At 36.3% G+C, this 22,763-nt stretch carries 17 protein-coding genes and 1 other annotated feature; of the genes, 13 read left to right on the top strand and 4 right to left on the bottom strand.

Features of this window, described 5'->3' with window-relative positions; genetic code table 11:
• Nucleotides 1-14: 14 nt before the first annotated feature.
• Nucleotides 15-1,007: an aminopeptidase gene (locus tag ACZ41W_RS04435; RefSeq protein WP_464313677.1), complete on the bottom strand. Its 993-nt coding sequence runs from the start codon at nt 1,005-1,007 to the stop codon at nt 15-17.
• Between the two features lie 220 nt (nt 1,008-1,227).
• Here ACZ41W_RS04435 and ACZ41W_RS04430 point away from each other — a divergent pair, with 220 nt between their 5' ends.
• From ACZ41W_RS04430 to ACZ41W_RS04400, 7 genes are all read left to right on the top strand, one after another.
• A complete protein-coding gene (locus ACZ41W_RS04430) occupies nt 1,228-1,878 on the top strand; it encodes a TetR/AcrR family transcriptional regulator (protein ID WP_464313676.1) in 651 nt (216 codons plus the stop codon).
• Nucleotides 1,865-3,145, top strand: coding sequence for an MFS transporter (locus ACZ41W_RS04425; RefSeq protein ID WP_464313675.1), 1,281 nt, complete (start codon nt 1,865-1,867; stop codon nt 3,143-3,145). The genes ACZ41W_RS04430 and ACZ41W_RS04425 overlap by 14 nt, the downstream gene beginning before the upstream one ends.
• Nucleotides 3,126-5,483 (top strand): ABC transporter permease, encoded by a 2,358-nt coding sequence (locus ACZ41W_RS04420; RefSeq protein ID WP_464313674.1) that lies wholly within the window; start codon nt 3,126-3,128, stop codon nt 5,481-5,483. The genes ACZ41W_RS04425 and ACZ41W_RS04420 overlap by 20 nt, the downstream gene beginning before the upstream one ends.
• Nucleotides 5,484-5,511: 28 nt before the next feature.
• Complete coding sequence (locus tag ACZ41W_RS04415) at nt 5,512-6,246, top strand: ABC transporter ATP-binding protein (RefSeq protein WP_464313673.1); 735 nt, start codon at nt 5,512-5,514, stop codon at nt 6,244-6,246.
• An 85-nt stretch (nt 6,247-6,331) separates the two neighbouring features.
• Nucleotides 6,332-6,895 (top strand): DUF4256 domain-containing protein, encoded by a 564-nt coding sequence (locus ACZ41W_RS04410; protein WP_464313672.1) that lies wholly within the window; start codon nt 6,332-6,334, stop codon nt 6,893-6,895.
• Nucleotides 6,896-6,969: 74 nt separating this feature from the next.
• Nucleotides 6,970-7,211 (top strand) — a binding site (T-box leader).
• Nucleotides 7,212-7,288: 77 nt separating this feature from the next.
• Nucleotides 7,289-8,503, top strand: coding sequence for a tyrosine--tRNA ligase (gene tyrS, locus ACZ41W_RS04405; protein ID WP_464313671.1), 1,215 nt, complete (start codon nt 7,289-7,291; stop codon nt 8,501-8,503).
• A gap of 67 nt (nt 8,504-8,570) precedes the next feature.
• Entirely contained in the window at nt 8,571-10,706 is a 2,136-nt protein-coding gene (locus ACZ41W_RS04400) for a putative bifunctional diguanylate cyclase/phosphodiesterase (protein ID WP_464313670.1), read from the top strand.
• A 110-nt stretch (nt 10,707-10,816) separates the two neighbouring features.
• On the opposite strand, the gene ACZ41W_RS04395 is transcribed toward ACZ41W_RS04400, so the two are convergent.
• A complete protein-coding gene (locus tag ACZ41W_RS04395; RefSeq protein ID WP_464313669.1) occupies nt 10,817-12,850 on the bottom strand; it encodes a 5'-nucleotidase C-terminal domain-containing protein in 2,034 nt (677 codons plus the stop codon).
• Nucleotides 12,851-13,162: 312 nt separating this feature from the next.
• On the opposite strand from ACZ41W_RS04395, the gene ACZ41W_RS04390 reads away from it, so the two are divergent.
• Nucleotides 13,163-13,318, top strand: coding sequence for a hypothetical protein (locus ACZ41W_RS04390; RefSeq protein ID WP_464313668.1), 156 nt, complete (start codon nt 13,163-13,165; stop codon nt 13,316-13,318).
• Nucleotides 13,319-13,401: 83 nt separating this feature from the next.
• On the opposite strand, the gene ACZ41W_RS04385 is transcribed toward ACZ41W_RS04390, so the two are convergent.
• Nucleotides 13,402-14,718: a S8 family serine peptidase gene (locus ACZ41W_RS04385; protein WP_464313667.1), complete on the bottom strand. Its 1,317-nt coding sequence runs from the start codon at nt 14,716-14,718 to the stop codon at nt 13,402-13,404.
• A 116-nt stretch (nt 14,719-14,834) separates the two neighbouring features.
• On the bottom strand, nt 14,835-16,058 hold the full coding sequence (locus ACZ41W_RS04380; RefSeq protein ID WP_464313666.1) for a helix-turn-helix domain-containing protein: 1,224 nt from the start codon (nt 16,056-16,058) through the stop codon (nt 14,835-14,837).
• Between the two features lie 177 nt (nt 16,059-16,235).
• Here ACZ41W_RS04380 and ACZ41W_RS04375 point away from each other — a divergent pair, with 177 nt between their 5' ends.
• The 5 genes from ACZ41W_RS04375 to ACZ41W_RS04355 all read left to right on the top strand — a co-directional run bounded on the left by ACZ41W_RS04375 (nt 16,236) and on the right by ACZ41W_RS04355 (nt 22,763).
• Nucleotides 16,236-17,603, top strand: coding sequence for an MFS transporter (locus ACZ41W_RS04375; RefSeq protein WP_464313665.1), 1,368 nt, complete (start codon nt 16,236-16,238; stop codon nt 17,601-17,603).
• Between the two features lie 55 nt (nt 17,604-17,658).
• The gene (locus ACZ41W_RS04370; protein ID WP_464313664.1) at nt 17,659-20,151 is read left to right on the top strand and encodes a glycoside hydrolase family 3 C-terminal domain-containing protein; all 2,493 of its coding nucleotides are present in this window, start codon (nt 17,659-17,661) and stop codon (nt 20,149-20,151) included.
• A 182-nt stretch (nt 20,152-20,333) separates the two neighbouring features.
• Nucleotides 20,334-21,050, top strand: a complete 717-nt coding sequence (locus tag ACZ41W_RS04365; RefSeq protein WP_464313663.1) for a phosphatase PAP2 family protein — start codon at nt 20,334-20,336, stop codon at nt 21,048-21,050.
• The gene (locus tag ACZ41W_RS04360; protein ID WP_464313662.1) at nt 21,043-22,080 is read left to right on the top strand and encodes a lysylphosphatidylglycerol synthase transmembrane domain-containing protein; all 1,038 of its coding nucleotides are present in this window, start codon (nt 21,043-21,045) and stop codon (nt 22,078-22,080) included. The genes ACZ41W_RS04365 and ACZ41W_RS04360 overlap by 8 nt, the downstream gene beginning before the upstream one ends.
• On the top strand, nt 22,077-22,763 hold the full coding sequence (locus ACZ41W_RS04355) for a CDP-alcohol phosphatidyltransferase family protein (protein WP_464313661.1): 687 nt from the start codon (nt 22,077-22,079) through the stop codon (nt 22,761-22,763). Before ACZ41W_RS04360 ends, ACZ41W_RS04355 begins: the two co-directional genes overlap by 4 nt.

Raw genomic sequence — 22,763 nt, 5'->3', positions numbered from 1 at the left:
ATGAATGAGTCATTTTAATCAATAGTGACAGTTGGCTTAAGCGATACAAAATCAATGTGAACTGCACTTTCGTTTACACCGCCAAATAATGCGTTCATGCCAATTGCAATGTGGCAAGAGCCTTGGATTTTTTCATCGAAAAGGCTATGACCTGTTAATGTTTGAATCATTGGATTCATGCCAATTCCAAACTCAGCAATGGTTAAAGCGTTCTCATCAGCCATCTTTAAATCGTCGATTATTTGTGGTTCACTTGAATCAATTAATTGGCCATCTTTGAAAGTAAGAACGACATCAAAGAATCTTTCGCCTTCCCAATAGACTTGATCTACGCAGTAAGTGCCATTTGCTGAGTTTTCAAGTGGTGCAATGTAGATTTCGCCTGCTGGAAAATCGCCTTCGCCAGCGTCTTTAAACCAGCTTCTTCCTTCAAATGTGAGTGTCAACTCATGACCGTTTTTTGATACAATAGTCGCTGTTTTTGCATCTTGATAGGCTTTGATTTTTTCTAAACAACGGTTGTTTAAATCGTCATAATCGACCATCACCATGTCTTTATAGTACTGTGTATACGATTCTAAATCAAGTCCAGCTTCTTCAGCATTTTCTTCAGAAGGAATGCGAATTTGTACCATGAGTTTATCTGGTCCTGTGATTTTTTGAAAGTGACCGCGCATAAACGTCACAAAATTAGGACGGCTTTCAGCTGTTGTAAATTGAACAAGACTCGTAGGTGAGTATGCACATAAATCCACGATGACATTTGCCTCACTAAGAGCTGTATCAGAGATTTGGTCATCGATAGAAAATGCACCTTCCTCACATGCCTTTAAGATCGTCTCTTGATTGAATAAAATGCCAGTCACTTGCTGATGCTCTTGGCTTAATGTCTCCACAAAGTAATTCAAATCAGTTCGATCCTTTGTTTTTCCCCAGAATTGTACGACCACATTTGACTGTGGTGGGATTTGTAAATTTCTTGCGATTGTTTCAAATTGTAATTTCATAATTATCTCCTTGTGTATTAAGTATTTGATTCGACGTACGTCTAAATAGAATATAAACCATCTAATAAAATATGTCAATACTATTTTTGCAAATATCGAATTAAAATATTGTGTCGCGTTTTTGTTGACAGAGATAGAATCATCATATATGATTTTAATAGACCGACGGTCGGTCGACGCATCGTGAATCATTTTTCGAACTTGAAAGGTAGCATGTTTTATGAGAATTACAAAAGAACACGACGAAAGAAAAAACGAGATTTTAAATACGGCAGAGCGATTATTTTTTACAAAGGGGTTTGATGCCTGTACGATCAATGACATTTTAAAGGAAATTGGCATTGCAAAAGGCACTTTTTATCATTACTTTACATCAAAAAACGAAGTGCTGGATGCCATTGTTGATCGATATACTGAAACGATTATGACACGCGTCAATGAAGTGGTTGAAAATTCATTGATGCATCCTGTTGAAAAACTCATGAATGCATTTATGGCGATGAAAATGGAAGGGAAAGTGGAAGATTATCTACTTGAAGAGATGCACAAAGTTGATAATACCGTGCTTCATCAAAGGACACTTAGCCAGATTGTGAAGTTTATGGCACCTGCGCTGACGATCATCGTCGAGGAAGGCATAGAGCAAAATGTATGGAAGTGCGCTTATCCACTACAATATATGCAGATTTTTTTGGCTTCTGCATTGACATTGACAGATGAAGGTATCTTTGAGATCGATGAAAGTCAGCAAATGCAGATGATGGTAGCACTGATTACAACACTTGAAAAGATGTTAGAGGTACCAATGGGCATGTTTTTAGAACTTTTCATGCAACAAGAGGGCAAAGGAGATCAGGATGAGACAATTTAGACGCATTTGGATTGGAGAATTTATTTCGAGCGTGGGGAGCGGCATGACGGCTTTTGCAATGGCCATCTATGTGTATCAAATGACGAAAAGTGCCACCATGGTATCTTTAGTTGCATTGTTTGCGTTTTTACCGACGGTGTTATTAAGTCCATTAGGTGGGATATTAGCGGATCGTTATGATCGTAGATGGATGATGATTTTAGGGGATTCCTTATCGGTGATTGGACTTTTAATTGTTTACTTTGCCATTAAAATGTCTGTTAGTAGCGTTGTTCTTATCTTTGTAGGAATAACCTTGAGCTCTGTATTTGGCTCGTTATTAGAACCTGCATATCGAGCGACTATTACGGATTTACTCAATGAAGACGAGTATGCAAAAGCGAGTGGACTTGTGCAAATTGCAACAAATTCAAAATATCTCATCTCGCCTTTTCTCGCAGGTATATTATTAGCAAAGTTTCAAGTTGATGTCATATTATTAATTGATATTGCGACTTTTTTTGTGACGGTACTGACGATTTATTCAGTTAAAAAAAGCATTCCAACAGTGAAACATGAAAGAAAATCTTTGAATTTAAGATCAGAACTTTCGGAAGGTCTTCAATTTTTAAAGAGGGATCAGTCGGTTAAAACGCTCATCTGGCTAATGACCGCAATTTGCTTCTTTATGGCATTTATTCAGACGCTTATGGCACCGATGATTTTGGCGTTTTCAGATGCAAAAACACTTGGAATGATGGAATCTATTAGTGCAATTGGAATGGTTGTAGGAAGCATTGTCATCGGAATTATTAACTTTAAAACTGAATTTTATAAGATTCTTTCAATGGCATTGATGTCGACGGGCATCTTTATGGCTCTCACTGGAGTAACGACACACGTGTGGCTCATCATTGTCTTTTGCTTTTTATTTTTTACATCGCTACCTTTTGTCAATACTTGTGTGGATGTGCTCATTCGAACCAAAATTCCAAATGAAGTACAAGGACGGGTTTGGGGACTCATTAGTTTGTTGACGCAAAGTGGGTTTATATTTGCTTATGCTTGCTGTGGACTCCTTGCAGATTATGTATTTAACCCATTGCTTATGAAAGGTGGACTTCTTGCTAGTAGTGTTGGGACATTAATAGGTGTTGGTGAAGGAAGAGGAATAGGACTAATGCTAATCATTGCAGGTTTAATGATTTTCATAATGGGAGTTTTGTTTTTGATAAAATCAAATAATGAAAGCGAGGAGGAAAACACACATGAATTGGTCAGCGTTTAAAAGAGAATTTGTATCGAAAAAAGCCATTCACATTGCACTTATTTTGTTTATGATGTTCTCTGCGTGCTTGTCTGTGGTATCTGTGATCGTCGCATCACAAACGATTACATCTATACAAAATCTATATGAAGTGGCTCAGCCACCTCACTTTCTTCAAATGCATAAAGGTGAGATTCAGCAGGAAGAAGTCGATGCTTTTATGTCTTCAAATCAACAGGTTGAAAGTTGGCAAACCGTACAGTTACTCAACGTATATGGTGAAAATATCATCATTTCAAGTGGGAATGAGACACGTGACATGGGGGATTGTTTACTGGACATCAGTTTGGTCAAGCAAAATCAAGAAAAAGACTTATTGTTAAATGAAAAACACGAGAAAGTCACCCTTCAAAAAGGTGAAATTGGGATTCCTATTTTATTAAAAAATCAGTATGATATTCAAATTGGTGATGAGATGACAATTGTGAACCATTCAGAGTTATATACATACACTGTGACGACGTTCATATTAGATGCACAAATGAACTCTCCCATGGTTTCATCGACTCGAATTTTACTCAGTGATGAGGATTATAACCAAATTGAGTCAACTGTGGGGGATAAGGAATACATCATAGAAGTGTATTTTGCGGATAAAGGTGTTGCAACAGAGTTTCAAACGCTGTATGAAAACGGTGGAATGCCTAAAAACGGACAAGCGGTTAATTACAAAATCATCTTTATTCTAAGTGCGTTAACCGACATGGTCATGGTATTTCTCATGCTACTCATCAGTGTTCTTTTAATTCTGGTCTCATTCTTATGCTTAAAATACACCATCATGGCAGCACTAGAAGAAGAGTTAAGTGAAATCGGCACCATGAAGGCAATTGGTTTTAGTTTTAAAGACATCAGAAGTTATTATTTAAATAAGTATAGAATGCTTTCGATGATCGGTGTGTTTATTGGATTTGTGGTGGCATTTTTCGTCAGCCAAAAGCTAACACAACATATTCAAGAAACATTCGGACAAACTCAGTTATCATTGGGAATGATGTTACTTGGAGCTATTGCAGCGTTATGTGTATATGGATTGATTATGTTGAGGTGTCGTCGTATTTTAAGACGCATCAAAAAAGTATCCATTTTCGATGCCTTAGTAAGTGGCAATGGTTATGAAAAGAAACCAAGTAAAGTTAAAAATGGACTTTATAAAACGAAACTCACATCCATTGACTTGTCCATGAGTTTAAGAGAGTTAAGAGGGCGATTCAAACAATGGTCTGTCATATTAATTGTCGTTTGGCTCATTTATTTTATGATGATTGTTCCGATCAACTTGATGAATACGTTTCATGCCCCAGAGTTTATTACGTATATGGGGAGTTCATTAGAAGATATTTATATAGAGCTCGAAAATTTTGAAAGGCTTTTAGAAAATCGTGAGTCAGTGACTCAAATGCTTGAGATAAGCCCTGTTGTCGCATCATATGATGAAATCAAAAATGTCAGCATGATGACGATGGATCCGGATGGTAAACCATATAATATTCATATAGACTGCAGTATCAATTCTGGAAAAGATCTTGAATATCTCGAAGGAAATGCACCTAAGGAGTCTTCAGAAATTGCATTATCTTATTTGAACGCTCAAGCATTGTCTTTAGAAGTTGGCGATGAGCTGAAATTGACTTTATCAGATGATACAACGCTTTCATTTAAAGTATCTGGCATCTATCAAGATGTTACAAGTGGCGGTTATACGGCTAAATCAAATGAACTTTTTGATTCTGTACCCGCTGAAAAATACTCGTATTCTGTAAACTTGAAGAAGGGTGTTTCAATTGAAGAAACAGTTGACCAATGGTCTAATCAGTTGGAACAGGGGATTTCGGTCAATCCGATGGACGCATTTATCCAGCAGACACTAGGGGGTGTTGTCGACCAGCTTCAAAGAGTTGTCGTGGCAATCGTTATTCTCGGGATTGGAATTTCTGCGCTGATTACGATCTTATTTTTAAAACTCAGATTGGCAAAAGACGCTTCACAAATTGCTATTCTAAGGGCAATCGGTTTCTCTGGACTGGATGTTAAGAAACACTATTTGATTAAAACGGTTACGACAGCGCTCGTTGGAACGATATTTGGAATGATAACTGTGAGCTTCTTTGGCAATTTAGTGATCAATGGTGCGTTGAGTTTGTCGGGACTCGGCATTACAAGTGTATCTCTTGTACCGAATCTATGGATGATGTTACTGGTCAGTCCAATATTGATTTTGCTGAGTATTGCAGGATTTACATGGATGACGCTAAAAGCAACAGAGCAATATCATATTATGACGCTCATAAAAGAATAATATTCTAAATAAGAGAAAGGTGGAACATATGAGAACACTATTAGATGTGAAACAATTAAGCAAACGATTTGACGATGTCAGCGTTCTAGAGAATATAAGCTTTAAAATTGAAGAAGGGGAGTTTGTTGCGATTATGGGACCTTCTGGTTCAGGTAAATCGACGTTACTCTATTGCATGAGTGGGATGGATCATGTCGATATGGGAGAAGTCCTTTTAAATGATATGAACATAGCCAATATGAAAGATCAAGAGTTGAGCCAAGTGCGATTAAAAAATATGGGATTTATATTTCAGCAATCGCATCTATTAAAAAATCTCAGCATTCAAGATAATATTGCGCTACCAGGACTTAAGGCAAATCTCAAGACAAGACACGAAGTAAATGAAACCGTTGAAAAATTAATGAAGAAGACGGGGATTTGGGAAATCGCGGATCATGATATTCGAAAAGTATCAGGCGGACAATTACAACGTGCAGCTATTTGTAGAGCACTCGTCAATGAACCCGATATCATTTTTGCAGATGAACCGACTGGTGCATTAAACAGTCGCGCAACTGTGGAAGTCATGGACATTCTAAGGTCGTTAAACTCTGAAGGAAAAACACTGGTTTTAGTCACACATGATGTTAAAGTAGCTGCACATGCCAATCGTATTTTATTTATTATGGATGGTAATATAAAAGCTCAAATGCATTTTCAACCATCAGATGTAGACCGGAACAAAATATTGATGGCTTGGCTCGAGGATCAAGGATTTTAATGCGTAGAATCTAATATGATCTGGTTGAATTCATGCTTTTCGGGTAAACATTCTCATGATGAGGACTCATTATTAGGAGGGCATTATGGAGAAACAGCACTCGTTAAATGAAGCGGAATACAAGGCATTAGTTCATATTTTGAGAGAACGGTTTGTTCAAAATAGGCATCGTCATGAACGGGTCAGCTGGGAGCAATTTGAAGAACGATTAAGTCAAAAACCAAATTGCGCGTATTCCATTTTACAGATGGAAAATACAGGTGGAGAGCCAGATGTGATTGGATATGACGAAGTAAAGGACCTATACATCATATGTGATTGTTCAAAAGAATCTCCATTAGGACGCCGGAATCTCTGTTATGATACAGCTGCGCTTGATGCGCGCAAAGAGAATAAACCAATTGATAGTGTCATTCATATGGCAGAGATGATGGGTGTTGAAGTTTTAGATGAAGCATGGTATCGTCAACTTCAGATGATTGAAGTGTTTGACGAAAAAACATCCAGCTGGATTAAGACGCCTGAATCGGTTCGAAAAAAAGGTGGCGCTGTATTTTGCGATTATCGATATGGTCAGGTATTTATGTATCATAATGGGGCATCCTCTTATTATAGTTCGAGAGGATTTAGATCGTATGTGAGATTGTAACGATATTGTGATATTTTTACGGTTGACAGCCGTTGGAATGTTGATTAGAATAAGAATAATTTAAATATGAATTTTTAAACGCAATGATGAGAACAAGTAATTGATTCGATGCCAAACAGAAAGCTGCTGGATGATGAGAGGCGCATGGATAGAATGAATGAATACGTCTTTGAGCTATGTACCGAACTTTTAGTAGGCTACATCGGATGCACACCGTTAACGGTGCAGGGTATCGCTTCGGCTGTACTTAATGAGTTAAACAGTGTGAGCTGTTTAAAAATGAAGGTGGTAACGCGAGATGACTCTCGTCCTTTTGGAGACAAAAGGGCGGGAGTTTTATTTTTGTAAATCACGCATATAGATGCACATTAAATTTGAAAGGATGGAAAGTATATGAAAACTGCAAAAGAACAAATGAAAATGATTTTGAAAGGCGTACATCAATGCGTTGATGAAGAGACGCTTCTTTTAAAACTTGAGAAATCCATACAAGAAAATAGGCCTTTAATTATTAAACTCGGACTTGATCCATCTGCTCCTGATATTCATCTCGGTCATACAGTGGTACTACGTAAAATTAAACAATTTCAGGATTTTGGCCATAAAGCAGTAATCGTCATTGGCGATTTCACGGGTAAAATTGGAGATCCAACTGGAAAGTCAAAGGGAAGAGTGCCATTGACAGATGAACAAGTGAAGGCAAATGCTGCAACTTACTGTGAGCAAATCTTTAAAATTATGGATGTAGATAAAACAGAAGTGCGTTTTAATAGTGAATGGCTATCTAAACTTCAGTTTGAAGATGTCATTAAACTCGCATCAAAGACGACGGTAGCAAGAATGCTTGAAAGAGATGATTTTCAAAAACGTTATACGAACAACCTTCCTATTGGATTACATGAGTTTTTTTATCCTTTGATGCAAGCTTATGATTCTGTTTTTTTAAATGCGGATGTCGAACTCGGAGGGACCGATCAAACATTTAACATCCTTATGGGGAGAACCCTTCAGAAGTCGTATGAACAAGATCAGCAAGTGGCGATGTTTATGCCGATTCTCGAAGGCACAGATGGTGTCGAAAAAATGAGTAAAAGTCTTGGTAATTACATTGGAATTAACGAACCTGCAAATGTTATGTTTAAAAAAGTCATGGAAATACCAGATTCAATGATCATTAAATTTTTTGAGCTCGTCACAGATGTTCATCCAGAAGAGATAGAAAAACTTCAAAAAAGAATGGAAGATGGTGAAAATCCACGAGATATTAAGTTTGAACTTGCAACTTCAATCACAAGGCTTTTTCATAGCGAATCCGATACGCAGAAAGCAATAGAATTCTTTAAAATTGCATTTACTGAAAAAGGAATGCCTACAGATTGTCCGATCATTGAGCTTCATGAAGCGGATGCAACCGTGCATCCACTCGTTTCCACTTTAGTAAAAATGGAAATGATGAAGAGTCGAAGTGAATTCGTGAGACTGATGAAGCAAGGCGGCGTGCAGATAAACGGAGTAAAAATAACGCAACTTGATGATGATCATCAGTTATGCGAGGGAGATATTATCCGAGTTGGAAAGAAATTATTTATCAAAATCCATTTGATTTAAAGAGGCGTAAAGCGGGTATTGATTTCGTAAATAGAGTGTCACGATGACATATATAATCGAGGGTACAATGAGTGATTACAAAACCAATTCAGATTCAAATGCGAATGCGAATTCTGATGCGAATGCAAATGTGAATTCTGATATGAATTCAGATGTTAATACGAATTCAAAAGAAACGAGATCCAAGATTAGCAATATTCTTGAGGAATCAATTAACTTGAATTTAGACCGTTTGAAATATAAAAATATCCCATGGAAGACCATTCTCGTCTACTTTATATTTGGCGTGTTATGGATACTATTTTCGGATACTGTATTAGATTTGCTCGTAAATGATCATGAGTTTTATATACTAATTCAGTCTTATAAAGGCATTTTTTATGTGATTTTAACGACGGTGCTCTTGTATTTTCTAATCCGCTATGATTATCATAAGATTTTCAAATTATCAAGTGAACTGTATGACAAGAACGATACGCTCCTAAATTACTCTAAAGAACTTTATGCGACTCAAAAGCAATTAAAAGATAAGATTCAACATCTCAATATCGCATTAGATAATCTAAGTGCTCACAAAGATTTTATACACACAATGATTAACAATAGCAACACCGCCATTATGATTTGGCATTTAGATGGTTCTATCTATGAGGTCAATGAGCACTTTTTGAAAGTGACTGGATACAAAGAATCTGAAGTGCTTGGGAAAAAATGGCATCAGCTCATTTTAACAGAAGAAGACTCGGATATTTATTATCATGTGAGAGATTCACTTGAGAAGCAAACCAGTACAAAAAATTTTGAAAATAGATTAAAAACAAAGACTGGTAAAATGCTAGATATGCTCTGGAATGATTCTCTTATCATGAATCCAGTTACAAAAGAACAGATGGCAGCATCGTTTGGTATCGATATCACAGATAAAAAGAAGAGCGAACAAAGGATACAGGAATTAGCCTATAAAGATCAATTAACTGGGTTAAATAACCGTTTTATTTTTGAGCGCGACGTGCGTCAAAGAATTGCATCCGATACGCCTTTTACACTTTACTACTTGGATATTGATAATTTTAGAAGTATCAATGAAATATATGGACATCAGTATGGAGATAAATTTATTCGTTCGTTAAGTAAATCACTTTCTCAGAATGATTCGAACTGTAAGTTGTATCGTTGGTGCGGAGATGAAATGATGATCTTAGACGATAGTGACCACTATCAAGATATTGAGCTACGCACCAGTTGGTTATTTAATACGGCAACTGAAAAGTGGTTATGCGATCATATTGAGTATCATCCTTCTATCAGTATCGGGATAGCACAGTTCCCTAAAGATGGCACAACGTTAGATGATATTTTTAAAAATATTGATATCGCGTTACATCATGCAAAAGTGAGCGGAAAATCAAAAGCAAGCCTATTTAGCACGGAGTTTCAAAAGGAATTTGAGAGAATGGTTGAGATTGAAAATGTCATCTATGAAGCACTAAAAACAGATGGGTTTGAACTCTATTTTCAACCAATTTATCAGACGATAACAAAGCAAATTCATTGCATGGAAACATTACTCAGATTAACATCAAATAAGCAGCTTTTTTCAACCGGTGAAGTGATTGAAGTTGCTGAAAATACCGGACAAATCTTAAAAATTGATCGGTGGGTCATTGAAAATACGTTTAAGTTTATTCAGAATCACTTAAAAGACACTCAAATCGTGGTTTCTATCAATTTATCCACTCGAACGATTGAAAATGATGATACCATTTATTTTTTGAAACAGCTCATCGAGACTTATCAGATTGAACCAAGTAAAATTGAATTTGAAATAACAGAACACACTTTACTTTTGAATACTGATCAGAGCTTTTTATTTGTAGATGCGATTAAGGAACTTGGTTTTAGGCTTTCTTTAGATGATTTTGGAACACGCTATTCCTCGCTGAACTACTTAAGTAAAATACCTTTTGACACGTTAAAAATTGATAAGTCGTATATTGATCAGATGACAACAAATATAAAATCAAATGCAATTGTCTCGCAATTGATTCAGTTGTCGCATCAGATAGGATTGACAGTAGTTGCAGAAGGAGTAGAGGATGAAGATCAGTATCTTGCGCTGAAATTGGCTCAATGTGATTTGATTCAAGGTTATTATTTTTCAAAACCCATACCAGAGATCAAAATTCTAGATGTCATTTTTTAAATGAAATGAATAGACCAAATTACGACAAAAAGAAAAGCCGAAAACAGCTTGAATAGATCAACTGTTTTCGGCTTTACATGTTCTTATAGTCCTTTATTAAATCTCAAGGATTAGTTAGCAGGAACCACTAACACTTGACCTGGAAGAATTAAGTTAGGATTTGTTAATTTGTTTAATTTTTGGAGTTCTTGCCAAGTTGTATTGAATTTTTGAGCAATTTTCCAAAGAACATCACCAGTTACTACTGTGTAAGATTTAGTCTTTGCAGTTTCTACTGGTTTAGCTGGCACTACTGGTTTAGCAGGCTCAACTGGTTTAGCTGGTTCAACTGGTTTAGTAGCTTCGATTGGTTTGATGTGACCAGCAGCTGTTAATTCAGCTAATGTCAACGATTTTACATTAAGTGTTCTACCATCTTCAGATGTTGGTAAAGTCACTGTACCATTTTTAAGAAGCTCTTTTACTTGAGCAGCATAAGGAGATGTTTCAAAATTAGTACCAATAAGTTTCCAGTTGTTATCTAACGTTGGAGTTAAGTTACCTTTTTTCACATCTTGAGTATAAGAAATAATTAAATCTCTTACTCGACCTTTATCGCCTAAAGCGCTGTAAGAATCATAGTATTTGTCTTCCAATGTTACAAGTTTCAATGTAAGAAGGGTACCAAAACGGTAGTTATTTACAGCTAATTTATATGTTTTCTTTAAATCAACTGGTTTGCCGTTGATGGTAGCATTTACAATTCTTGAACCTGATGGTTTAGAAATATCGATGCTGTAGTTTACGCCACTGAACATATCATAGTTGTAGCCTCTTACTTCAGGGTTAAAGCTTACTGTTAAATCGCCTTCTTTAAATGTGTTATAGTAGTTTGCAGACCATTCCATGTATTTGAGAAGGTTTTCACCAGTGATGTTAACGCCCATCAAAGTATTGTCATACATATAGATGAATGCAACATCTTTCTTTTTAAAGTCGCCTTTTAAAAGATTTGAATCAAATTTGAAAAGTGCAGCACTACTAATATCTGCTTTTGCATAATATGCTTGAACTTCGTTGATTAAATCGATAACTGGCGTGTCTTTAACTTGTGAAGTTGGAAGTGTTGTCACTTTTGCTGCGCCTGTGTAGTAGTCAGGGCTTGCAATAAAATCAGCAGTTATTTTTCCAACAACTTTGTTTGCTTCTTCTAATGATTGGTCGTGTACAAATTTAAATGAATCTATGATTGTTTTATCAGCTTCAGCTTTATCTGTTTTCACGTTTTCAACTGCAACTGTTTTTACGGTCCATTTGCCATCAACTTTTTCAAGTTTAATGTCAGTTTTACCAATTGCCCAACCGTATTTACCTGGCTCAATAAGTTTTACACCATTGATTTCGTTTGTATATTGGCTGTGAGCATGACCACCATAAATTACATCAAATTGTGGGAAATTTTTAGCAACTTCTTCGATACCTTGGTAATCGTATTCACCTTGTGGTCCGATGTGGTATGCACCAACAAGAACGTCATATTTGCCTTCGAGCTCTTTTAATACTTTAGTTGTTTCGTCAACAACGTTAGTAAAAGTTAATCCAGCAAAATGATCTGGTGTACTTGCTTCCCAAACTGGGATACTTGGAGGTGTAATACCTACAACTGCAACTCGAACACCTTTGATATCAAAGATTTTGTAAGGAGCAACATAACGAGTTTTATCAGCTTTGTAGATGTTTGCTGAAAGGACAGTTCCTTTAAAAGCAGCGATGTTCTTATTTAAGAAATCTAAACCAAAGTTAAATTCGTGATTTCCTAAAATCCAAGCATCATATCCAATTTGATTCATAGCTTGAATCATAGGATGTACAGCTAATCCGTTAAATAATTCAGAACTATTATCTTGAAGTGTATCACCACAGTCAAATAAGATTGAATTTGGATTTTTTGCTCTTAAGTCTTTTACAACAGTTGATACTTTTGCTAAACCAGCATCTATATCATCTGTACCTGTTGCGTATTCATAAGGATAAATACGGCCATGTAAATCACTTGTTCCAAGAATTGTGATGTCAATTGAACTTTGATCATCAGCAAATGCTCCGAATGGTATAGAAACTACCACGAGAAGCAGCGTTAATAATAACGACAGTTTCTTTTTCATTGCTTTCCTCCCAATTGTAATTTTGTAAACTCAAAAAAGAATTTACAGTTTGTGTGAACTCCCACTATTCCATATTCACACAGATTTATTATACCAAGATTTGCATTCAACAAGCAGGATTTTTTTAGGTTTTATTATGGATATATGAATTTTGTTGAAATGCTATAAAAAAGTTATGCAAACGTTGCACAAATCTATTAATAAGTACTAATACTAAATAAGATAATGTTTGTTTTTTTTAGGGTTTCATATAAAATAATACTAAAGATAGCGATGAACAAGACTATCTATCATCATGATTTGGAGGATATTATGCCATACTTATGGACGACATTACACATAAAAAATATGGAGACTTCGGTTCAGTTTTATACTATCATTTCGCCTAATCCAATGATGAAGTTTTTCTATGCGACAGATCCAGATGGATTAAAAGTACAATTTGTACAAGATTTGAGAAAAAAATAAAGCAGTGTTTTTTCAATTTAAAAGGCCATTACAAGGTGAGAGCGTGTTATTTTAAGCTTCGCTCACCTAGTAATGACCTTTTTTTATTTGGAGATGGATTCAAGTTTTTCAATAAATCCAACGGGATTAATTAATTTAAAAGGCTTTTTGCCTATGTTTGTATCCATATGAAGCAGTGTTCTCGTTGCGTGAAGTTCTTTCCAAAATTCAGCGGGAGTGATGTCTGGGTAGACTTGACAGGCGAGTGCATATAGTCCAGCTACGTATGGGACTCCCCAGCTCATGCCACCGTCAGCATAAAAGGTATAGTCGTTTATACCAGTAGGTGAGGCGACACATCTACTGTCAATTGGTACATAGAGATTGGAACCGAACTCATTGATATTTCCATAAAATAGAGCAGGACCATAAGAATTTTCGTCATTAGAGTCATGTAATAAATCGCGTCCTGCACCCAAGAAATCATCTCCATTAAAAAAATCACTTGTAACAGAAATTGTCAAAATATTAGCATCAAGTGCTCGATTTACAGCTGCGACGTATTCTTGATATCCTTTTTCAGTTGAAATAAAACCCAATGATATGGAAATGGCTCTAATTTTCTCGTTTTCAGGCAGCAGCGTGTTAATTTCAATAATTCGGTCAATGCATTTAGCGGTTTGATTGTAATCAAATTCAAATTCTTTGTTTTTCTTGTAAGTCCCGCACGTGTTTGCTATGTAATAAAGGTTCGCATCAGGAGCAACTCCTACATTTTTACCAACTGCAATTGATGAAACTGCAGCACCGTGCATCGTCGCATCCTCATCTTGACAAAAAATTTCCTCATAGAGTTTTAACTGATCTTTGTATTCTACATGATCGACTAAGAGTGCTTGGTCAATAATGGCAATACCGACACCTTTTCCTGTAATACCTTTATCGTGAAGTTCTTTGATATGTAATCCAGGATCTTTTCCATATTCAATAATTTTATCAATATCAAATTCTTTAGGCAATAATTCTGGCCATTGTGTTTTCGAATCAAAGGTTGCATATTTTAATGTATCAAATTGCGAGGTCAAATCAAGCTTACGAAGGTCTGCTGATCGTAAATCCACTTCATTTGTGACAGGTGCTTTTTCTAGTATAGATAAATCAGTTATAGGGTCACTGTGAAAATAGCTAAAATCAGGTGCACTGGGTTTTCTGACAATGCTGAGTTTCCCTTTAGGTGAGTAGAGTGTGTTATAAGTAATCCCGTTGATAGTCTCAGAACCAGAAGAGGGTTCGTCAGATGGCTGCGAAGTGGTTGGATTGATTTGATAAGAGATTGTTTTCGATTCACTTTGTTGGCAACCATAGAGCATACTTGTAACGATTAGGATCATAATGAGATAGGATATCTTTTTCTTTAACATATTGCCTCCTTGAAGTTAAACGGTATGATTTACTTTTAGTGTAGTGAAAATGGATGCGTTAATCATTAGAATTTTCTTAGAATCCTCTTGGGTTTAACTTAAAATAATCAAAACACTTAACGAAGATGAGGTTTTTTATGCATGAGTCGATATCGATTTGGAGTCAACTGCACGTTTTTTTTAAACACTGCTGTAAAGTAACTCTGTGAATTAAATGCAAGGGCATCGCTGATAAAACTTGTCGAGTAATCAGTATAAAGAAGTAAGCGTTTGGCTTCCTCAATTTTAGAAGATTCAATCACTTGTATGATGTTTTTTTGAGTTTCTTGTTTAAAAAGCCATGAAAGATATTTTGGTGTTAAATGTACATAGTTGGCCATGTCGTTTAATGTGATTTTTTCGTGAAGATGTCTTTGAATATAGTCAAAACAGCTAGAAATAATTGCTGAATACAGATTGCGCTTATTGGCTTTAGACTGATGAACGCGTGTTGTAAAATCAATTGCCATTTTCTCGTTTAAGAGTTCAATTTCATAGAGATATTGGCATTGTTCGATTTTTTTGATATAGACATCGCTTAGTGTATAAGCGGTTTCTTCTTCTAGACCACCTTCTATAGCGTACCTTGTGATGAGTGTAATATTGGCGATGCTTCCATAGAGTCCTTGTTTAATGGGATTTTTGGACATCAAACCATACTGCGTCTTTGGAAGTGCACGATAAGTAGCAATCAGGCGATCTAGATCGCCATCTCGTATGCATTCGAGTACGATGACTTCTTGAGAGTAAGGCGTGTGCGAGCGAATGACTTCCATATTATCAAATAATTCACTGGTGATGAGTTGTTCTAGAGTATCTGTTAAGCGGGTAATATGCATAGATTCAACTGCTTCAATCGATAATGCTTGTTTATTGATGGTTAACATGATCAGTCTCACTGCTGTACAAAAAGTATGAATGCTCATAACTGGAATTGTTTGCACGAGTTCGTTTACCTGCGAAGTATTGAGTGCATGCGAAAATGAATAATCCTTAGGTTGTGCTTCCTCTTGTAATCGTATAGGTCCGCATACGATGATACTTAAATCAGTGCTCACAAAATAAGCATAGACTTCGTTAAGAAAAGAAACAATGTTAAATGATTTTACTGGATGTAATTGTTGTTCATTGTGAATGAGTGCTGAAATATGTGCACAAAGTTGTTCTTGATAAGCTGTGTAGCTATAGTAATAGGTAGAAATGGTATTCGTTACAGTTGAGAAAATCCAAATGGGAATACGATTCATTTCATAGAGCGTGGATAACATTTCTTGTTCGAGAATGGATAGTTGTTTTTCCATGGGCACTTCCTTATGACATTTTCTTTACCGTATCAATTTTCACTGTTTTTTACAAGTACCAAATCGCGAAAATATGACAAATAAAAGGAAATTGTGATATTTCATTGGCCCTTTATTCGCTAAAATGAAGTTGAATTGGATGAAAATTCAGTTAAATAAAGTACTGAGGGGGATTACTTGGAAACTCAAAAAAAATTGAAGATACGGGAAAAAGTGGCCTATGGAGTCGGCGATATGGGAAATAATATCGCGTATGGTGCAGTCGGTTTCTATTTTTTATTCTTTTTAACTGATGTCGCTGGAATTTCACCACTTTGGGCAGGCGCTATATTTATGATTATTCGCTTATGGAATGCCTTTTCGGATTTGTTTGTTGGAATTATTTCCGATCGGACACGTTCCAAATGGGGAAGAAGGCGTCCTTACTTGCTATTTGGTGCAATCCCTTTAGGCATTTCATTTGCATTATTGTGGATGATTCCTTTTGAGAACAAAACTGAGCTTGTCATTTATTATGCAGTTGCAGGTATTATATTTAATACCTTATATTCAGTGGTAGCAATTCCATACAATGCATTATTGCCAGATCTTTCTCAGGATTATCATGAAAGAACCAGTATTTCGGGTTATAAAATGGCGTTTTCCTTTGTAGGATCTTTATTATCTGCCATGGGCGTCATGCTCATAGTGGACACGCTTTTCCCAGGGCGCTCTCATTATCTTGAAAGCTACCCTTATATGGGAAAAATGCTTGGATGTATCTTAATGGTTTGTATCTTAATTTCTTTTATGGGAACCCGTGAACGTGTAGGAAGTACGAATGTTTCACGTGTGAACACTCAAAAAGGGCTTTGGAATCAATTTAAAAGTCTAGCGAAACTGAAAGCGTATAGATGGGTACTTGGGTTATTTATATTCAACATGGTCGGATTTGATATTATTATGGCGCTTTATATCTATTTTATGAAGTATGCGCTTCTTATTTCTGAAGATTTAAGCTATGTTTTTATGGCAATTCCTCTTGTGTCCGCTGTGATTTTTACGCCGATGTGGGTTAAAATCAGCGATAAAATTGGAAAAGAAAAAACATACATCGTTTCTGCAATCTATTTTATGGTACCTTTGATATCCTGTATTTTTATTCCATCTGAGCAACTTTTATTGACTGGAATTGTGACAGTTCTAATAGGAGTTGGGATTTCAGCATCTCAAATCTTGATTTTTTCCATTTTACCAGATGTTGTAGAAGTAGACGAAGAAGTCAATGGCGTACGACGTGAAGGTGTGATCTACGGTGTCACGATGTTGATATACAAAATGAGTTCAGCAGTGCTTGTTGGACTGACAACAGCATCTTTAGGTTGGATTGGATATGTAGAAAGTAAAAGTGGTGAGTTGCTCGCCCAATCACAAAGTGCGATCGTCGGAATTCGCGTCCTTATGGGATGTCTGCCTGCATTTTTTTTGCTGCTTTCTATTATATGCGTTCATCAACTCAAGAAGGCTTCATCTTCGAAGCACTCAACGGATATGAGCCGTAAATAACTAGGAGAAGATCAGTTTCGTAAATAAGTTTAGCGGATGAGGAGAATAAATTTTTATGATGGCAAAAATAGATGAACATTTAGAAGCGCTAATAAAACAAATGACACTAGATGAAAAAATTGCCTTATGTTCTGGGAAGGATTGTTGGAATACCAACGATGTCAATCGACTGGGAATTCATTCGTTTATGGTCTCCGATGGACCTCATGGACTTAGAAAGCAAATTGGGGCTATGGATAATCTTGGTATAGGTGAAAGCGAGCCAGCAGTATGCTTTCCAACTGCGAGTGCTTTAGCATGTAGTTTTGATAAAAGTCTCCTTTTTGAAGTTGGAAAGGCAATTGGAGAAGAATGTATCGACGAAAACGTCGCGATTATATTAGGGCCTGGCGTCAATCAGAAGCGCAGTCCGCTTTGTGGAAGAAATTTTGAATATTATAGTGAAGATCCATTGGTGTCTGGGGAGCTCGGTGCTAGTATGATACAAGGTGTTCAGAGCACTGGAACTATGGCCTGTGTGAAACACTTCGCGGTTAATAACCAAGAAGAAAAACGCATGACGATTAATGCGATTATCGATGAACGTGCATTGAGAGAAACTTATCTGAAGTCGTTTGAAATTGCAGTTAAAAAAGGGCGACCTGATACGATTATGTGCGCATATAATCGTCTAAATGGTGCTTATTGTAGTGAAAACAATAAACTCTTAACCGAGATATTACGTGACGAATGGGGATTTGAAGGTGCAGTTATTTCGGATTGGGGAGCAGTTCATAATCGCGTGATGGGATTGGAAGCAGGTTTAGATTTAGAGATGCCTGGCAACCGTGGGTTTCACAACGCACGGATAGCAAAAGCGATTCAATCGGGTGAATTATCGATGAAATCTTTAGACCGTGCTGTTAAACAGCTCATGAAATTATCCTTAAAAGCGGATAAATTGAAAACAAATCAAGATTTGAATGCAGAACCTATAAATAAAAATCAGGCAAAACAAGAACTTAAAATTAAAAACCATGAATTGGCAATTCAAGCGCTTGTTGAATCCGCCGTTTTATTGAAAAATCATTCACAACTGCTGCCAGGTCATGCAGATCAAAAGATTGCCATCATTGGGGCGCTTGCTAAAACGCCAAGGTATCAAGGGGCAGGTAGTTCTAAGATTCATCCATTTCAGATTGATACGCCTTATCAGAGTCTTGTAACTGCTTGTGCAGATGTTGAATATGCAGAAGGGTACTCACTTAAAAAGACGGATGAAAATGATGTCATAAACCATATTCAGAAAGCCTGTCTTGTGGCAAAAGACAAAGATCGCGTTTATGTCTTTTTAGGACTTCCTGAAGGATATGAATCTGAAGGATTTGACCGGAAGGATTTGAATTTACCTAAAGAACAAAATCAACTGATGGAAGCGCTTGTTCGAGTTTCAAATCGTATCGTCGTGATACTGATGGGAGGCTCGCCTATGCAGCTCCCTTGGATTGATCAAGTACCTTCTGTTTTACTCACTTATTTGGGTGGTGAAGGGATAGGTCAAGCTGTAAAAAGGCTGCTTTTAGGAGAGGCAAATCCATCTGGAAGGTTAGCGGAAACATGGCCATTAACAGTAGAAGATACGCCGTGTTATCATTATTACCCTGGTGGAAAATCCACTGTCGAATATCGTGAAAGCATTTTTGTAGGCTATCGATATTACGACACTGCCAATATACCTGTACTTTTTTCATTTGGACATGGGTTATCGTATACACAATTCCAATATGATCATTTTAAAATCAAACAAAAAATGCTATCTTCACAGGGAAGTATTGACTATTCATTTGATGTCAAAAATATAGGGAATATTATGGGAAAGGAAACTATCTTGCTCTATACTGCGCACATGAGCAAGGGGGTGATGATGCCTAAAAGAGAACTGCGAGATTTTATTAAAATTGAACTATTGCCAGGTGAATCTCAGACAATCGAGGGCTCGATCCGTTGTGATCATCTCAACTACTATGATGTTTCAACGTCGAGCTGGAAATGCTCGGAAGGTGTCTATCACCTAATGATACATCATCAGGAAGCATTAAGAGAGATCTTCTATCTTAAAGAAGACGATACTTCAAAACCTGTTCTTGAAGAAAACACCTCTTTGGAAGGTGAACTGTTTCATGATTCAAGAATGTACCTAGAAAATAGAACGCTTAGAGTTTCAGATGACTATTTCGAAGCCTTGTACGGTCAATCGATTCCAAAGGATCAAAATGTCTCGCAGCGGCCATTTACATGGGACAATACCCTTGAAGATATACAGGGAACATTCATCGGCAAAATCATCCTGAAATTTGCAGATCAGCAAGCGAGGAAAATTTCGAATGCAGAAGCAGAACAAGAAGGGATGATGGTAGCAACGATTAAACAGATGCCATTTTTTTCACTTGTGCCTTCTTCTGAAGGTGTCATTTCAGAAGGCATGATGGAAGCCATATTAGCGTGTGCGAACGGTCATCTCATTCGAGGGACCGGAAAATTACTAAAAGCACTCATAAAAAGTAAATAGTCTTTGAATAGAAGCGTAAAAGAAGTGAAAATCAAATGAAGAGAGGATTCGGTAAATCCTCATCATTTGATTTTTATTTTTAAGGAAATTATAAGAAATGAAAAACCTTCATAAGTTGATAATTCGTTAAAATTTTGATATACTTTAAATTCGTAGACAGTATAGAGAGTGAGATTATTTAAATGACGATACGAGATCAATTGAATCAGTTGTACTTAAAAACTTTGGGAAAAATAGTTCCGCAGTATGCGATATTGTCTTTAATTTTTGTCTTTTCATTTAATGGCATGGTCTATTGGGGCGTTCAGTACTTTATGAAAGATGCTTCACGTTATGATTTTACATCATCGATTGATCGTAATGTCCCGTTTGTAAAAGAATGGGTTGTTATTTATCTGGTCTGCTATGCTTTCTGGGCGTATAACTATATTTTAGTTGCGAGAGAGGAAAAGGAAGTTTGGTATCGATTTGCAGCAGCGGATATCGTTGCAAAAATCATTTGTGGTATTTTCTTTGTCCTACTTCCGACGACAAATATTCGTCCTGATGTGATTGGGAATGACATTTTTAGTCAATTGATGCGAAAAGTATATGAAATGGATCCAGCATCCAATTTATTCCCATCGATTCACTGTTTAGTGAGTTGGTTTTGCTATATAGGGATTAAAAATAGCAAAAAAGTTTCTAAGTCATATAAAGTATTTTCTTGGTTTTTTGCTCTGATGGTTTTTGCATCCACACAATATACAAAACAACATTACTTAATTGATATAGCAGGTGCTTTAATAATTGCAGAAGCAACATTTTATGTCTCAAACCATACTAATTTTTATTTGATTTTTACTCGGGTATTTGAAAAGTGCAACCAGGTGTTGTTTGGAAAGGTTGAACATGTTTAATAAACGAAAGAGTATCCTGAATGGTTTATTTGTTAGTATCATTTTTTCTTTAACGATGTATTACTTGTTTAAAGAACAGGATATGACAAAATTGATGATGTACATTAGTCGTGCAAACGGACATTATATCGTCTCAGCCATCGCATGTGTTTTAATTTTTATAGGAAGTGAAGCACTTATTATTTTTTACTTGCTTCATAATATTAAACACAAAAGTAATATGATCGATTGTTTTCACTATTCATTTGTGGGATTCTTTTTTAGCAGTATTACGCCTTCCGCTTCTGGGGGGCAGCCTGCACAACTTTATTGTATGCGGAAAGATAAAATTCCCGTTTCACTAGCAAGTGTCATCTTACTAGTGGTGACAATTGCCTATAAAGCTGTTTTAGTCGTACTTGGAGTGGTGATTATCGCTATAAAACCTTTTTTGATTTACCAGTATTTAAAACCAGTTATTGGATTTTGCTATTTAGGGATTTTCCTGAATACGATCACAGTCATTTTTATGTTGATGTTAGTCTTTCATCCTACATTTGCCAAACAAATTATCGTAAAGGTTATCGAAAAATTACATAAATGGCATATTGTAAAACGACATGTTTATTGGCTTGAGAAACTAGATAGAACGATGGAACAATATAGTCGTGTCGCACTTTATTTAAAACAAAATGTATTGATTGTTTTAAATGTTTTTATTGCAACGCTCATTCAAAGACTCGTATTGTTTTCAGTAACCTATATGACATACCGCGCTTTTGGACTTCACAAAACAGATGCAATGACCATCATTCTTTTACAAGCGATGATAGCCGTCTCTGTGGATATGTTACCACTTCCTGGTGGTATGGGCATTAGCGAAAAGCTATTCTTGATGATTTTTACCCCCGTATTTGGTAAATTTGCAATGCCAGGACTGATTTTAAGTCGGGGAATTAGTTACTATGCACAGCTGATTATTAGTGCATTGTGTGCTTTAATCATTTTTTTAACGATAAGAAACGAAAGAGAAAGGAAATTAATTCAATGATAGGATTTTATGATTATACAGTGGTGCTCACTTACATGAGTCTGATGACGTCGATATTTGGTATTATGCAAGCAATTGACGGAAGACTTAGAACGGCAATCGTATGTTTAGCACTTTCAGGATTACTTGATATGTTTGACGGTAAAGTGGCGCGGACGAAGAAAGATCGAACTTACGATGAAAAGTTGTTTGGCGTTCAAATTGATTCGCTTTGCGATGTGATCTGCTTTGGTGTTTTTCCTGGAGTCATTTCATATATGTTAGGTGTTAGAGGACCTTTAGGGGCATTTGTCATCGCTTTCTTTGGAGTGGCAGCTGTTATACGACTTGCGTTTTTTAACGTCTTAGAAACCAATCGTCAAGCGAGTGAAGAGGGCTGTAATAAGTATTATCATGGTTTACCAGTTACTTCTATCGCAATTATTTTTCCACTGGTATTTCTTTTAAATTTCTTTGTTTCTCCTCAAGTCTTTAGATGGATCCTGTTGTTGATGTTATTGACTGTGGGCATTTTATTTATAACAAACTTTAAGTTGAGAAAACCATCTATGAAACAATTAAGTTCAGCTGTTGTGATAGTCGGTTGTGCGGTGATTATTATATTGTTATTTTCAAAGTATAAAATCATTCACTCGCCATTACATGAAAAAGCTTCAATTGAAATTCATAAAATTGCGGATTAG

This window comes from Fusibacter fontis, assembly GCF_055378735.1.
Note: the sequence above shows the minus strand (reverse complement) of the source record. Positions and strands in the feature narration are given on the sequence as shown.